13 protein-coding genes and 1 tRNA gene are annotated in these 14182 nt (G+C 62.3%); 7 read left to right on the top strand and 7 right to left on the bottom strand.

Annotated features, from left to right (window positions below):
• The first annotated feature begins 50 nt into the window (after positions 1-50).
• Entirely contained in the window at positions 51-1412 is a 1362-nt protein-coding gene (locus tag BM234_RS13715; protein ID WP_092065931.1) for a phospholipase D-like domain-containing protein, read from the top strand.
• Here BM234_RS13715 and BM234_RS13710 read toward each other — a convergent pair.
• The 5 genes from BM234_RS13710 to dctP are packed head-to-tail and all read right to left on the bottom strand — an operon-like array spanning position 1409 to position 7088.
• Complete coding sequence (locus BM234_RS13710; RefSeq protein WP_092065929.1) at positions 1409-2926, bottom strand: malonate--CoA ligase; 1518 nt, start codon at positions 2924-2926, stop codon at positions 1409-1411. The two genes, BM234_RS13715 and BM234_RS13710, sit on opposite strands and share 4 nt — an antisense overlap.
• The gene (locus tag BM234_RS13705; protein WP_092065927.1) at positions 2926-4182 is read right to left on the bottom strand and encodes a malonyl-CoA decarboxylase; all 1257 of its coding nucleotides are present in this window, start codon (positions 4180-4182) and stop codon (positions 2926-2928) included. The genes BM234_RS13710 and BM234_RS13705 overlap by 1 nt, the downstream gene beginning before the upstream one ends.
• The gene (locus BM234_RS13700; RefSeq protein ID WP_092065925.1) at positions 4179-5495 is read right to left on the bottom strand and encodes a TRAP transporter large permease; all 1317 of its coding nucleotides are present in this window, start codon (positions 5493-5495) and stop codon (positions 4179-4181) included. The genes BM234_RS13705 and BM234_RS13700 overlap by 4 nt, the downstream gene beginning before the upstream one ends.
• Positions 5495-6043 (bottom strand): TRAP transporter small permease, encoded by a 549-nt coding sequence (locus BM234_RS13695; RefSeq protein WP_092065923.1) that lies wholly within the window; start codon positions 6041-6043, stop codon positions 5495-5497. Before BM234_RS13695 ends, BM234_RS13700 begins: the two co-directional genes overlap by 1 nt.
• Positions 6044-6101: 58 nt before the next feature.
• Entirely contained in the window at positions 6102-7088 is a 987-nt protein-coding gene (gene dctP / locus BM234_RS13690; RefSeq protein ID WP_092065921.1) for a TRAP transporter substrate-binding protein DctP, read from the bottom strand.
• A 134-nt stretch (positions 7089-7222) separates the two neighbouring features.
• Here dctP and BM234_RS13685 point away from each other — a divergent pair, with 134 nt between their 5' ends.
• The 5 genes from BM234_RS13685 to BM234_RS13665 all read left to right on the top strand — a co-directional run bounded on the left by BM234_RS13685 (position 7223) and on the right by BM234_RS13665 (position 12795).
• The gene (locus BM234_RS13685) at positions 7223-7876 is read left to right on the top strand and encodes a GntR family transcriptional regulator (RefSeq protein ID WP_092065919.1); all 654 of its coding nucleotides are present in this window, start codon (positions 7223-7225) and stop codon (positions 7874-7876) included.
• Between the two features lie 62 nt (positions 7877-7938).
• A complete protein-coding gene (locus BM234_RS13680) occupies positions 7939-9030 on the top strand; it encodes a transglutaminase-like domain-containing protein (protein ID WP_175501274.1) in 1092 nt (363 codons plus the stop codon).
• Between the two features lie 162 nt (positions 9031-9192).
• Positions 9193-10278, top strand: a complete 1086-nt coding sequence (gene rsgA / locus BM234_RS13675) for a ribosome small subunit-dependent GTPase A (RefSeq protein ID WP_092065917.1) — start codon at positions 9193-9195, stop codon at positions 10276-10278.
• A gap of 531 nt (positions 10279-10809) precedes the next feature.
• A complete protein-coding gene (locus BM234_RS13670; RefSeq protein WP_092065915.1) occupies positions 10810-11892 on the top strand; it encodes an extracellular catalytic domain type 1 short-chain-length polyhydroxyalkanoate depolymerase in 1083 nt (360 codons plus the stop codon).
• A gap of 210 nt (positions 11893-12102) precedes the next feature.
• Positions 12103-12795 carry a DUF4336 domain-containing protein gene (locus BM234_RS13665; RefSeq protein ID WP_092065913.1) on the top strand — a complete coding sequence of 231 codons (693 nt, stop codon included), beginning with the start codon at positions 12103-12105 and terminating at the stop codon, positions 12793-12795.
• Between the two features lie 130 nt (positions 12796-12925).
• Here the strand turns inward: BM234_RS13665 and BM234_RS13660 are convergent.
• Positions 12926-13001: transfer RNA gene (locus BM234_RS13660), tRNA-Ala, on the bottom strand.
• Positions 13002-13071: 70 nt separating this feature from the next.
• Entirely contained in the window at positions 13072-13398 is a 327-nt protein-coding gene (locus tag BM234_RS13655; protein WP_092065911.1) for a TIGR02300 family protein, read from the bottom strand.
• A 95-nt stretch (positions 13399-13493) separates the two neighbouring features.
• On the opposite strand from BM234_RS13655, the gene BM234_RS13650 reads away from it, so the two are divergent.
• A complete protein-coding gene (locus BM234_RS13650) occupies positions 13494-14180 on the top strand; it encodes a M48 family metallopeptidase (RefSeq protein WP_092065909.1) in 687 nt (228 codons plus the stop codon).
• Positions 14181-14182: the final 2 nt, after the last annotated feature.

Genomic DNA, 14182 nt, shown 5'->3' with positions numbered 1-14182 from the left:
CCAACCGGCGTGGGCGCACCATCGTGTGGAGGGCAAACGAAAGGGCATAGATGAACTGGATCTTGAGTCTCATAGCACAACACGGGCTGGTGGTGCTCAGCGTGCTGCTTGCCACGGTCGCGGGGGTCTTTGTGCTGCAGCAACGGCGCACGCCGCAATCCATGGCTGCTTGGCTTCTCTTTATCGTCGTCTTTCCCTACCTCGCGCTGCCCGTGTTCCTGATGCTGGGTTTCCGCAAGCAGGGGACCAGATTTCCGCCCCTCCGCTTCACCGACCTCAGCCACGCCGCGCAATCTCCGCATCGCACGGCAGAGACATTCCGCTGTCTCGGCGCTCCGCCAGCCACGGACGGCAACAAGTTGCGTCTGCACGATGGTCCGGCCGATGCGCTGGCGTCCTTGGAAGCGATCATCGCCGACGCGCAGGATCAGATCGACGTGCTTCTCTACATCCTGGACGACGATGCCTCGGGCAAACGCTTTGTGGCCGCGCTGACCGAACGCGCGAAGGCGGGCGTTGCGGTCCGGATCAACATCGACCGGCTCGGGTCTCTGTCACGTCCGCGGCGCGCCTTGCGCAAGTTTGTCGCCGCGGGCGGTGAATTGCGCTTTTTCTCGCCGTTTCTCCATCCGCCGGACAATGGCCACATGAACCTGCGCAACCATCGAAAGCTTGTACTGGTGGACAACAGGTTCGTCTGGGCAGGGGGCCGCAACATCGGCAACGAATACCTGCGCGAAGGGCCCAAGGCGTGGTATGATCTGAGCTTCTCTCTCTCCGGTCCCGCCGTGCAATCCTTCATCGATCTCTTCGCCTCCGACTGGGACGTGACCGGCGCGGCCTTCAACGATGATCGCTCCCGCCATGGCCCCGCCGGAGGGGAGGCGGTGTTGCAACTGGTGCCCGCGGGCCCGGACGAGCCCTGCGATGCGCTTCATCATGGGCTGGTCAACGCCATCCACGGGGCGCAGCGCCGCGTCTGGATCACGACGCCCTATTTTGTTCCGACCGAGGCCCTGACGCTGGCGTTGGAAACCGCTGCCCGGCGGGGGCTGGACGTGCGCCTTATGGTGCCGGGCAGGTCAAACAAACGTGTGGCGGATCTGGCGCGCGGGGCCTATCTGCGAGCGCTCGACCGGGCGGGGGGCCGCGTGCTGCGCCACGAGGGTATGCTGCATGCCAAGGCCGGGCTTATCGACGATGCCGGTTGGATCGGAACCGCGAATTTCGACGTGCGCTCCATGCTGCTGAATTTCGAATACAGCCTGTTTCTCTATGATCCCCAGAGCGTCGCATCGCTTGAGGGCTGGATAGAGAGCGAGGCGGCGCGCTGTACCGAAGGGGTCACCCGTCCGGGGCTGGCGCGCCGCATCCTCGAAGGCGTGTTCCGTCTGAGCGCGCCGATGCTCTAGGCGGGCAGGAACAGGTCCTTGTGCTCATCGCGAAGGATGTTCTTTTGCACCTTGCCCATCGTGTTGCGCGGCAAAGATTCTGTCAGGATCAGTTTTCGCGGATGCTTGAACCGAGCAAGCGCGACTTTGGCGGCCTCCAAGATCGCATCGAAATCCGGGGTTTCGCCGGGTTTCCGCACAAGGACGCCAACGACCGTCTCACCAAAGTCAGGATGCGGAACGCCAATCACCGCGCTTTCCAGCACGCCCGGCTGCTCATCGAGGAAAAGCTCGATTTCCTTCGGATAGATGTTGTAGCCGCCCGAGATGATCAGATCCTTGTTGCGTCCGACGATATGCACATACCCGTCAGCATCGATCAGCCCCAGATCCCCGGTGATGAAGAACCCATCTTCGCGCAGCTCCTCCGCCGTCTTCTCCGGCATCTTCCAATAGCCCTTGAAGACGTTGGGGCCTCGTACTTCGATCTGGCCAATCTCGCCTTGCGCCAGCTCTGCGCCGGTTTCGGGATCGGTCACCTTCAGTTCGACCCCCGACAAGGGGAAGCCCACGGTTCCCGCGCGGCGCTCTCCCTCATAGGGGTTGGAGGTGTTCATGTTGGTTTCCGTCATGCCATAGCGTTCCAGAATCCGGTGACCCGTCCGTGCCTCCCATGCCTTGTGCGTTTCTGCCAGAAGCGGCGCGCTGCCTGAAATGAACAGGCGCATATGACCGACAAGGTCGTGCGAAAGGCGGGGATCGTCGAGCAGGCGGGTGTAGAATGTCGGCACCCCCATCATCGTCGTGGCACGTGGCAAAGCGGCCAGCATCGCCTCCACCTCGAACTTGGGGAGAAAGATCATCGATCCACCGGTGGCCAGGATCAGGTTGGTCGCCACGAAAAGCCCGTGGGTGTGGAAAATCGGCAGCGCATGCAAAAGCACGTCGGCTTCGGTGAACTTCCACGTCTCGATCAGGGCCTGCGTGTTGGACAACAGGTTGCCTTGGGTCAGCATCGCCCCCTTTGAGCGACCCGTGGTGCCCGAGGTATAGAGCAAAGCGGCTAGGTCGTCCGGTCCGCGCTCCACTGTCTCAAAGGTATCGGCCTGATCCGCCGCCAGCGTCATGAGTGACCCGTCACCCCCGTCGCCAAGCGTATCAAGCCCCGCCCCAAGGCCCTCCGCGAGAGGGCGCAAGGCGACCTCTTTCGAAGGGTCGCAAACGACGAGCCGCGCCCCGCTGTTTTCGATGAAATACCCCAACTCATCCCCGGTGTACCCGGTGTTGAGCGGAAGAAAGACCACGCCCGACTGCACGCAGGCTGCATAGGTCGCCAGCGCCTCGGGGGATTTTTCCACCTGCACCGCAAGGCGATCACCCGGCTCCAGCCCCCGGCTCTTGAGAGCATTGGCGATCCGCGCCGCCATGGCCAGAAACCCCGCATGGGTCAGGACACTGCCATCGGGGAGATGGAGGAAGGGCGAAGTGCGACCGGCATGGCGGCCAAAGCAGGCGTCAAAAAGCGTGTTTGCCATTACGCTGAATCCTTCAGTCGTTGTTTTTCAACCGCATCGGCGAGCGATCGTACCTCGGCGGAGGCCACGATCTCGCCCGTGGCGGCGAAACGTTCGTGATTTTGAGAGACCTTGGAAAGATCATAGAGATAGTTGACCATCACACCGGCCGACTGTGCCCTGCCCTTGGGGGAGGTGTCGGCATCCCCGTGCACCTGATGCACCTCCGCACCATTGCCGAGGTGGAACCGCGCCACGGGGTCGAGCGGTTGACCATCGGGCCGCTTGGCATGAAGCAGGTATCCCGCACCGCAGCGGCGCAAAACGTCCGGCTCCGATGCGGCGAAATCGATCCCCGCCTCTGTCATCCATTTGGTCAGGCCCGGGATCGGCGACAGGGTCACAAAGGTCTTCAACCCCGGCAACTCCACCGCCAGATCCGCGGCCACCTGCTTTATCAGGGAGTTGCCGAACGAGATGCTGGCCAGCCCCTGTTGGCAATTGGAGATCGAATAAAACACCGCCGTGTCCGCCTCGTGCGCGTCCAGCGGCGCACGATCCTCGGCCAGCAGGGTCTGGATCGAGCCGGGGACACCCCGGGTCAGCGCAACCTCGACGAAAATCAACGGCTCGTCGGGCATCGCCGGGTGAAAGAAGGCGAAACAGCGCCGGTCCGACGGGGCGAGCCGCCGACGAAGATCTTCCCAGCTGTCGATCGCGTGGACCGCCTCATAGGCGATGATCTTTTCCAGAATGGCCGCCGGACTCGACCAATTGATCGGGCGCAGGACAAGAAAGCCGCGATTGAACCACGAAGCAAAAAGGTGCCGGAAGTCCAGATCGAGCGCCTGCAATTCCGGCTCCTCACGGCCCAGACGGAGCAAGTCGGCCCGCATGCGCACCAGCGCGCCGGTCGCGCCGGAGACGTGATTCATCCGGCGCACCAACTCCTGTCGTGGCGGCTCCGATGCAGCCATGAACGCACGATATGTCGCCTTGGTTGGTGCGGCTTCATAGTCGGAAAGCGCCTCGCGCACGCGGCTTGCACTGATATTGAGATCCACCGCAAGATGGCGGAAGAAATCGAGCTTTTCAGCGTCCTCCATGCGCTCGAAGCGATCGAAGATCACTTGCGCGACAGACAGGCCGGAAATCTCCCCCGTCGCTCCCAGCAACTTGGCGGTCAATTCCGGCATCGGCCGGTCGTCCTGCAACTCTGGCGCGCGCCGGAGCCGCCGTTCGAACACGGTGGAGAGAAGATCGGCAAGGATCGTCACAACGCGACTCCCATGACAAGGTTCGGCAGCCATGTTGCCAGCCCCGGAAAGAGGCAGAGCAGCACAATCGCGAGGATCATGCAGGCCACGAAGGGTAGCGAGCCGACCAGAATGGTCTTTAGCGAGATGTCCGGCGCAATGCCGTTGATGACATAGAGATTGAGCCCTACGGGCGGTGAAATGAGCCCGATTTCCATATTGATCGTGAGGACCACGGCAAACCAGATCGGATCGAACCCCGCCGTCGTGATGATCGGCAACAGGATCGGCGCGGCCATGAGGATCACGGCCACCGGCGGCAGGAAGAACCCGGCGATGAGCAGGAAGACGTTGACCGCCCCCATGAGCACCCAGCGGTTGACATCGAGTGTCCCGATCCATTCGGCGATGGACTGCGTGATGAAGAGCGAGGAGAGCATGTAGGAGAACACGCCCGCCGCTGCGACGATAAACAGGATCATGACCGACTCGCGCGTGCTGTCGCGCAGCACGACCCAGAGGTCGCGTGGATTCCACAGACGATAGATGATCATGGCGATGAGCAGGCACAAAAGCGCCCCGACCGCTGCGGTTTCCGATGGCGTGGCGACGCCGCCGTACATTGCGTAGAGAACCCCGACAATGATGGCGAGGAACGGCAGAACGCGGGGCAGGATCTCAAAGCGTTCGCGCCAAGTATAGCTGCCAGCGGACAGAACCTGCGCATTGCCCGACTTCCACGTGGAATAGAGCGACCATGCCATGAACAGAACAACGAGCAAAAGCCCCGGCACCACGCCCGCAAGGAACAGCCGGCCAATCGAGGTTTCCGTCGCGATGCCGTAGACGATCATCGTAACCGAGGGTGGGATCAGGATGCCGAGTGTGCCGCCCGCGGCGATCGAACCCGCTGCGACACCGTCGGGGTACCCACGCTTGCGCATCTCGGGAATGCCCATCTTGCCGATGGCCGCGCAGGTGGCGGGCGAAGACCCGGACATGGCGGCAAAGAGCGCGCAGGCCCCGAGGTTCGCCACGACAAGACCCCCGGGAACCCGGGTAAGCCAGCGCTCCAACGCTTCATAAAGATCCGCCCCCGCACGGGTGGAGGCGATGGACGATCCCATGATGATGAACATCGGGATCGACAAGAGAGCAAAGTTGTCGAGCTTGCCGAAAAGGATCTCCGGCATCAACTCAAGCGAGCGCATCCCGTCGAAGATGATCAGAAAACCGGCCGAGACGATCAGCAGGCCAAGGGCGACCGACACCCCGGAAAACAGCACGAGGATCGAGGAAATGGCGACCAGCGCGCCAAGAAGGAGCGGGTCCATCAGATATCCTCCAGACCGAATGGATTGTCGACGCCGGTGATCACCGCCACCAGATCGGCGATGAGTTGCAGCGCAAAGAGGCCGAGGCCGACGGGTAGGGAAAGGTAGGGAATCCAGAGCCGCACGCCCCAGACCGTGTCGGATTTCCAGCCGCGCTCCCACGCGAAGTGCCAGAATTCATATCCGTACCAGAGCATCGTGCCGACCATGGCGATCGACAGGCTGAGCGTGAAGATGCAAAGCACCCTCCGGGCGCGCATCGGCAAGGCCAGCGGGATGAGGTCGACATTCACGTGGCCGCGCAAGCGTTGCACATAGGCCAGCCCGATCAGGGTCGCCGCAATCACGAGGTAAATCACGGCTTCGGTCTGCCAGACCGTGGATTTGTTGAGTGCAAAGCGGACAAAGATCATCTGGCAGGTGATCGCCACCGCCGAGACAATCATTGCCGCCGAAACCCAGCCTGCGAGAGTGGAAATCGCGCCGACGATCCTTAGAAACGGATTGCCGCCCGCGCGCGCGATTGATGCCGAACTGTGGCTCGCCATATGGTCCTCCCTGTAGTGTCGTGGGGGCGGCGCTGGTCACATGCCCCGCCCCGAAGCCTCATTCGACGCTGAGCGCGAGATCGAGAAGGGTTTCGCCGTCTGGCGTCTCGTCCACGAAGGCCTGATAGGAGGTCTTGCGCGCCAGATCGCGCCAGTTGTTGAAGTCCTCCTCGGTCATCTCCGCGATTTCTACACCAGCCTCTTCGAACACGCGGCGGCTTTCGGCGTCTTCTTTCTTCGCTTCCTCAAGGTAGAAGTCCTGCGCCTTTTCAGCGCCAGCCAGAAGCGCGGCCTGCTGATCCTCGGAGAGACCCTCGAAGGTGGATTTGTTCATCAAGAGCGGCTGGTACATGAACCAGAGCGCGTAGTCGCTCGCAGGGGTATAGCAGGCGACCTGCTCATAGATGCGATAGCTGACGAAAGACGACGACGAGGTGTTGGCCGCATCGAGAACGCCAGTCTGCATCGCGTTGTAAATTTCGGACGACGCCATGGAGGCGATGGAGGCCCCTGCCCCGGCCAGCATCTGTTCAAAGGCCTTGCCGGCAGCGCGCATTTGCTTGCCCTCGACATCGGCCGGCGAAGTGATGCACTCATCCTTGCCCGCAAAACCGCCCGCAAGGTACCCGTGTACGAGGACCATCACATCATCGCCGGCCATCTTCTCCTCGATCGCGTCCATGAAGGGGCTCTCGTTGAGCCGCGCGGCGTGGTCGTGGTTCTTCACGAGGCCGGGCATGAGGGTCAGGTTATAGGCGGGCTGCTGTCCGCCGGCGTAGGATAGTGGCAGTACGGTCATGTCGAGCTGACCGCGAGAGAGCGGCGTATACTGCTCCCGCGCCTTGAAGAGCGATTGCGTGGGGAAGATGCGGATATCGAGATCCACATCGGCGGCTGCAACTTCATCAGCAACGATCTTGGCGACCTTGTGGCGCACGTCATTGTCGGACCACTGATGCGACAGGCGAAGGTCGGTCGCACCGGCGGAAAGCGTTCCTGCGGCAAGCGCCATCGCCGCCAGAGTGGCGGTGTTTGCTAGTTTCATGATGTCCTCCCTTTATTGTCCGATCAAGGACCGAACTGTGTACGTTTTCGCACTAGCGTAAATTCACAGTCAAGGGTTTTGCATACAAGGTTGATTTTCTTGCGTCCAAAAAGGCGTCCTGCTAAACTTCGATCGTGGAAAGAAAACGCTCTGATATCATCGCGGATGCGCTCGAAGGGAAGATCTTCGACGGGACATTCGGCAATGGCGACCGCCTTGATGAGGTGCAACTGGCCGCGCGCTTCGGCGTATCCCGGACCCCGATGCGAGAGGCATTCCAAAGGCTCGCACTGTCCGGTCTTGTGGAGCAAATTCCCCGGCGCGGTGTCTTCGTCCGTCAGCCCGGTCCCGTCGAGATCATCGAAATGTTTGAGGTCATGGCGGAACTGGAGGCCACCTGCGCCCGCCTTGCGGCGGTTCGCATTTCCGACGAGGCCATTGAGGAGATGCGCGCCATCAATCTGCGCTGCCTCGCGGCACTCGAAGCTCGGGACGCCGATTGCTATTACGCGGAGAACGAGCTTTTCCATCACATGCTCTATCGCCAGTCTGGCAACGGGTTTCTCGAACAGGAATGTTTGCGTCTGCACCGGCGGCTAAAGCCATTTCGCCGGATCCAACTGCGTCTTCGTGGCCGCTTGAAGCAATCCATGGCAGAGCATGATGAGGTGCTTGATGCCATCGCAGACGGGGATGCCGACCGCGCAGGTCATGCCATCAGGGCCCATGTCGCGGTGCAGGGTGAGAAGTTCCACCACCTGATTGCCAGCCTGAAGCCTGCGGCCTGATCTTGCGCTTGCGCCTCGCCCGGCTTAGGGCAAGGGCGATCATATGATGTGAGGTGCGCACAATGCAGTTGAACCGACGGCTTTTGATGAAATCCGGCATCGCGGCTGCCGCCGCCTTCACCCTGCCCCGCTCTGGCGAGGCTGCGTTCAATCCTAGCCCCTCAGGGTGGCGCCGGTTCGAGTTGACCACCCGCATCGACCTGCCCCAGAACGATGGCCCGGCGCAGGTCTGGGTTCCTGTCCCGTCGATCAGCGAAGGCGACTGGATGCGCGCAGAGCCCGCAAGCTGGACTGGAAACGCGGATGACGTCGTGCTGCGCAGCGATCCGGCGAGCGGGGCGCGCTTCGTTCATGCCCGCTGGTCTTCGACAGTTGAGTCACGCACATTGCAGGTCGTTGCGACCGCCGCTGCTCAGGACCGCGTGACGGACCTTTCGAATACGGCGGCCCCCGTCCCACTGACCGAGTATGAGCGGGCCTATTACACCGCGCCGACGGCCCTGATCCCCACGGATGGGATCGTGGCCGAAACCTCGCGCAGCATTGTGGGGAATGCCCGGAGCGACCTCGAAAAGGCGCGCCGCCTTTATGATTGGGTCGTCGAGAACTCCGCACGCAACCCCGAAACCCGCGGGTGCGGCTTGGGCGATGTGGCGACCATGCTTCATGCCGGAGATCTCTCAGGCAAATGCGCCGATCTGAACGCGCTCTATGTAGGGCTCGCACGTGCGGCGGGACTGCCTGCGCGAGATGTCTATGGAATTCGCGTCGCGCCCTCCGCCTTTGGCTACAAGAGCCTCGGCGCAGGCTCCCAGAACGTCACCAAGGCCCAGCATTGCCGGGCGGATGTCTATCTGGGCGGGTTCGGCTGGGTCGCGGCGGATCCGGCGGATGTACGCAAGGTGATGCTGGAAGAGCCGCCAGAGCCTCGCCCGCTTGGCCATCCGCAAGTTGAAGCAGTTCGCGAAACGCTCTTTGGGGCGTGGGAAGGCAATTGGGTCGGTTTCAACTTCGCCCATGACGTTCCGCTGCCGGGCGCTTCCACTGACCCGGAGCCGTTCCTGATGTATCCCGAAGCCGAGGTCGCCGGGGCGCGCCTCGACGCGCTTGATCCCGGCAGCTTCGCCTATACGATCACGGCCAGGCAACTCTGAGGTAAACCGGATGGCGCGGCACAGGAATTTCCGTTCGCCGCGCCACGAGGGACCGAACAACGTTGCCGATACACCCACGTCTTTACCGCGTGGACCGTTCCCACCGTAGCCCGGGTGTGGCATGGTTAACGTTGATCGATCAGCATCAGGGTGTAACGCAACATGGTCCGTGACTTCTCAGGCTTCCTTCCGGGCGGCAAAGCGACCGGACCGGGCGGCCGCGAGTTGACAGCGCTAGAAGCGCTCGGCTGGAACCCGTTCTTCGCACAGCAGATCGACGCCGACGCGCTCGTGGAGACACCGCCGGTCCGCGTGCTTGCGGTACACCGCAGCGGACTTCAGGTCGCAGGCGACGGTATCGACGAGCGGATACCGGCAGGCATCGAAGCGACGGTGGGCGACTGGCTGCTTCTGGATCGTGAGCAGCCGGGTGCGAGCCGCCTTCTGACGCGCAAAAGCCTCATCAAACGCCGCGCGCCGGGCCGGGATCACAAGGTGCAACTGATCGCGGCGAATATCGACACGTTGTTCATCGTCACGTCCTGCAACCAGGATTTCAATCCGGCACGACTGGAGCGTTACCTGGCGCTCGCCTTTGAGGCTGAGACGGAGCCGGTGATTGTGTTGACCAAGACCGATCTTGCCGATGACCCGTCGTTCTATATCGACGCAGCCCGCGCGATTTCGGATCGGGCGGAGGTGATCGCGCTCGATGCGCGCGGCGCGGAACCGGCGCAAGCCCTATCGGGGTGGTGCCTGCCGGGCCGGACGGTGGCGTTCCTCGGCTCATCGGGCGTGGGGAAATCCACGCTCGCCAATGCGCTGGCTGGAAACGACAGTATCGCGACACAGCCGATCCGCGAAGATGACGCGAAGGGCCGGCACACGACGACCCGGCGCGAATTGCACAGGAACCCCGGAGGTTTTCTCCTGTTGGACACGCCGGGCATGCGCGAATTGCAACTCACCGATACCGGCGCGGGCATCGCCGCGTTGTTCGACGACATCGAAACGCTCGCCACCACCTGCCGCTTCCGGGACTGTCGCCACGAGACCGAACCCGGCTGTGCCGTGCGGCGCGCCATGGCGGAAGATCGCCTTGATCCCGCGCGTTTCGCCCGCTGGCGCAAGCTTCAGGCCGAAGACGAGTACAATTCTGCGAGCCTCGTTCAGCGCAGAGAGAAGGATCGCGCATTCGGCAAGATGGTCCGCGATGTGACCAAACCGAAGTCACGCCCCAAGACCTGAGCCGTCGAGAGCTGATAGTGTCCTACCCCATCGCCCCCACCTGCCGCGCTCCGCTGGTGGGCGGATCTTGTGTCGGGACAGCGCGCCGGGTTCGCCGCCATGATGCAGAAGGGCTGCGCCCTCCCCTTGTAGTGACAGGTTCAGCAGCTATATATCATCCACACGGATGGTATACGGATTACATTTGGATGTGACAGACCTAAAGGCGCTTGGCGGTGACGGCCTTCCTTAATTGGTATCGACCAAAGCAAACCCCGTTTCTCGAGCCGAACATGCTCGAATCTCGGACGCTGGTAGCCACCACATGATAGTGCTGAGCCGTCCGCGCCCCAAAACTGTGAACAGTCGTCGAAGAGTTGTTCACCCGAAAATCGTATGCTCAGCCGGAAGCGGCTGCGCTCTCACAGGGAACCACCAGCGTCGCATTCCCGTTCTCCCGGCATCGAGCCTTAGTGCGGGCCGCATGAAACGCTGACGTCTCCCCTCGTAACATCGACTTATACAGGCAAGTACAGGCAAGGATCGAACCAGATGAAACTGAACGTAGGCGCCCTGCGCGCGGCCACGGACAAGATGCGTTCGGCGCATCTTCCGGATGCCACCAACCTCGTGAACAAGACGCTCGCCCAGCATGGTTTGCTACCGGGAGGGAACCCGGGTCAGGCCGACGACACTGGATCCGGCCTGCCGAACTTCACCTCGATTTTACAGGGCCTGAAGACACCGTTTCAGGAGGGACATACCCCCGAAGCGGATCTGCCTGCCGGGGCCGAATTCCAGCGCGGTTCATACACCTGCGAAGAGGGCAGCCGAAACTACCGCCTCTATATTCCCGCGTCTGCTCCGTCGGGCGTGACGGGACTGGTTGTGATGCTCCATGGCTGTACGCAATCTCCTGAGGATTTCGCGGCAGGCACCAACATGAACGCCTTGGCCGAGGAACACGGCTTCGCAGTCCTTTACCCGCATCAGTCGCGCGGTGAGAATGCACAATCCTGCTGGAACTGGTTCCGGCGCGGGGATCAGATGCGGGACCGCGGAGAGCCGGCTATCCTTGCGGGAATGGCGGAAAAGGTCGCCGCGGATCTGCGGACTCCAAAAGGCGCCACGTTCGTGGCCGGACTCTCCGCCGGCGCGGCCATGGCCGTCATTCTCGGGGAGGCCTATCCCGACGTCTTTGCGGCAATCGGCGCGCACTCGGGCCTGCCCCTTGGCGCAGCAAAAGACGTGACATCCGCTTTCTCCGCGATGGCGGGGACCGACATGAGCGCCCAGAGCGACCGTAAAGCCGCGACGACCCCGACCATCATCTTCCACGGCACCGCGGATTCCACCGTCCACCCGTCCAACGCCGACGCCATCGCGCGTCAGGTGCGTGACAGCGGGCCGAAGCAAACCTTCGAGTCAGAAGCCCAAGTGCACATGTCCGGTCGCAAGGCCCACCGCACAATCGCCGAGACGGGCACTGGACAGACGGTTCTGGAGCAGTGGAGCATCGAAGGTTTGGGCCACGCATGGTCCGGCGGCCGATCCGAAGGGAGCTATACCGATCCCAAGGGCCCGGATGCGAGCGTCGAGATGATCCGGTTCTTCTTCGATACGGTCAAAGCATAAGGTTCGGTATCTCTACCAACTTCGACGCGCTCGTGGTTGGTAGAGTCCCACCTGGCAATCCGCGGCATTTCCGGCGTCTCTTCAGCGTAGATGCGAGCGGTCAGCCGGCCGGTATCTGGGGATACCCTCGTCTGCTTCGCGGGGCAGCAAGTGGCAATTTCCGCCAAATAGTTGTAGCTTTGGGGGCGCACTCTCTGGGGAACTGCGACTATGGCCACCTTTGGCCCGGAACTTTGGCTTTTTGATGGCCCCGCGGTGACGGGCGCGGCAGGCTTCGAGTTTCCCACCCGCATGGTCGTGATCCGCCTGCCGCGTCACGGCGGATTGTGGGTTTGGTCGCCGGTTGCCTTGACGGAAGATCTTCGCAGCACTGTCGACGCTCTGGGCCCAGTCCGACATCTGGTCGCGCCCAACAGCCTGCATCACACATTTCTCGCAGAATGGGCGGCGGCCTATCCAGATGCACACGTCCACGCCGCCCCCGGGCTGACGCCGCAAATAGCAGGGACTGAAATCCACTCGACCCTCGGCGATGAACCAGACGCGGCATGGGCCGGAGACCTCGATCAGGTTGTCGTGCGGGGAAACCGGATCACGACGGAAGCGGTGTTTTTCCACCGCGCCTCTGCGACGGTGATTGTGGCGGATCTGGTGCAGCAAATCCCACGGGGCTGGTATCGCGGCTGGCGAGCCGTGGTGGCCCGGCTCGATCTGATGACCGCTACCAAACCGTCTGTGCCTCGCAAGTTCCGGTTGGCGACCAGCGACAAAACCGCCGCGCGAGAGGGCGTCAGGCGAATTCTGAACTGGCCGGCAAACCGTCTTGTGATGGCTCACGGCGCTCCGATCTCATCGGGTGGAAAAGAAGCGTTGCGACAAGCGTTCGAGTGGTTGTTGCACTAACCCGCGCTGCGGCGCATCCCGCAAGATCGGACGCTTCAAGAGGAGGCCTCGATGCACCCCAAGAGGGTAGACGCAGATCCGCTTACGCGGGACGACGTACCATTTGACGGAATTCTACGAGGGGGGAATTTGGTGGAGCCTAGGGGAGTCGAACCCCTGACCTCTTGCATGCCATGCAAGCGCTCTCCCAACTGAGCTAAGGCCCCTTACCGTGCGCCGCGTATTAGGCGGAACGACGCGCGGGATCAAGCGAAAAATCCCGCGCGCAAATTGTCGTCAGGAATCGTCGTCGTCGTCGGATGCGACATCCGCAAGTTCGTCGAGCGAGACGCTGTCGTCCTCTTCGTCGTCGAGCAGATCATCGTCGAGCTCGACATCAACGTCGTCCTCGTCAACGACTTCCGTCTCGGTCTCCGCTTCCTTGGCCTTCGCCTTCTTGGTCACGGAATCTTCGGGATCCGCCGCGATCATGCGAGATTTGCCCGCTTCGATCTCAACGGTCTCTCCGGTATACGGGCTCACGACCGGGTTCTTGTTCAGGTCGTAGAAGCGCTTCCCGGTGGTCGGGCAAACACGCTTCGTGCCCCACTCTTCCTTGGGCATCCTCTGATCCTCTTTCACTTGATGACAGCCGGGCCTTGCGGCCAATCCGTGGCACCTGCCATAACAGGCACGACCTGTCAAAGCGAAATCGCAAAATGCCCAGTCATACCTTGCCCGGAGAGCCTCCGATCACGCTGGATCTGCGCCGTTCGGATCGTGCGCGGCGGATCATCCTTCGCGTGGGCCGACAGGACGGCGCCGTGACGCTGACCCTGCCTCGCGGGGTGCGGGAATCGGAAGGCCTCGCCTTTGCCGCGCAAAAACGCGCGTGGCTCGAGGCGCAGCTTGCGGATCGGGTGCTCCCCACACGCGTAAGCCCGGGATCCGTCATTCCGGTGCTGGGAACCCCGCGCGAGATCGTACCCGGCCTCAGGACAGAACTCGGAGCGGCCTCGCTATATATCGCGGGGCCGGCCGACCGCGTGGGTCTGCGCACCCGTGCCTTCCTCAAGACGCTCGCACGCGACCGACTGGCAAGCGCAAGCGGGCATTACGCTGAAAAGCTGGGCAGGCCCTTTGCCCGGATAACCCTGCGCGATACGCGCAGCAGGTGGGGTTCCTGCTCCTCCGCCGGCAACCTGATGTATTCTTGGCGACTTGTCATGGCACCCGAGGAGATCCTTGATTATGTGGCCGCACATGAAGTGGCGCACCTCAAGCACATGGATCATTCCCGCGCATTCTGGCGGACAGTGCATCATCTCTACGGCGATCCCGCCCCAGCTCGAGCATGGCTCAGACGGGAGGGCGCGTCCTTGCAGGCGTTTCACTTTGGCGACTGACT

The sequence above is a fragment of the Poseidonocella pacifica genome, assembly GCF_900111875.1.
In the GTDB taxonomy this organism is placed as follows: domain Bacteria; phylum Pseudomonadota; class Alphaproteobacteria; order Rhodobacterales; family Rhodobacteraceae; genus Poseidonocella; species Poseidonocella pacifica.
This window is presented reverse-complemented; position numbering and strand designations above follow the sequence as displayed.

Excerpts from the sequence above, each read along its gene's own strand:
- BM234_RS13715 (WP_092065931.1), top strand. The coding sequence starts at position 51 with ATGAACTGGATCTTGAGTCTCATAGCACAACACGGGCTGGTGGTGCTC.
- BM234_RS13710 (WP_092065929.1), bottom strand. The coding sequence starts at position 2,926 with ATGGCAAACACGCTTTTTGACGCCTGCTTTGGCCGCCATGCCGGTCGC.
- BM234_RS13700 (WP_092065925.1), bottom strand. The coding sequence starts at position 5,495 with ATGGACCCGCTCCTTCTTGGCGCGCTGGTCGCCATTTCCTCGATCCTC.
- BM234_RS13695 (WP_092065923.1), bottom strand. The coding sequence starts at position 6,043 with ATGGCGAGCCACAGTTCGGCATCAATCGCGCGCGCGGGCGGCAATCCG.
- dctP (WP_092065921.1), bottom strand. The coding sequence starts at position 7,088 with ATGAAACTAGCAAACACCGCCACTCTGGCGGCGATGGCGCTTGCCGCA.
- BM234_RS13680 (WP_175501274.1), top strand. The coding sequence starts at position 7,939 with ATGCAGTTGAACCGACGGCTTTTGATGAAATCCGGCATCGCGGCTGCC.
- rsgA (WP_092065917.1), top strand. The coding sequence starts at position 9,193 with ATGGTCCGTGACTTCTCAGGCTTCCTTCCGGGCGGCAAAGCGACCGGA.
- BM234_RS13670 (WP_092065915.1), top strand. The coding sequence starts at position 10,810 with ATGAAACTGAACGTAGGCGCCCTGCGCGCGGCCACGGACAAGATGCGT.
- BM234_RS13665 (WP_092065913.1), top strand. The coding sequence starts at position 12,103 with ATGGCCACCTTTGGCCCGGAACTTTGGCTTTTTGATGGCCCCGCGGTG.
- BM234_RS13655 (WP_092065911.1), bottom strand. The coding sequence starts at position 13,398 with ATGCCCAAGGAAGAGTGGGGCACGAAGCGTGTTTGCCCGACCACCGGG.
- BM234_RS13650 (WP_092065909.1), top strand. The coding sequence starts at position 13,494 with ATGCCCAGTCATACCTTGCCCGGAGAGCCTCCGATCACGCTGGATCTG.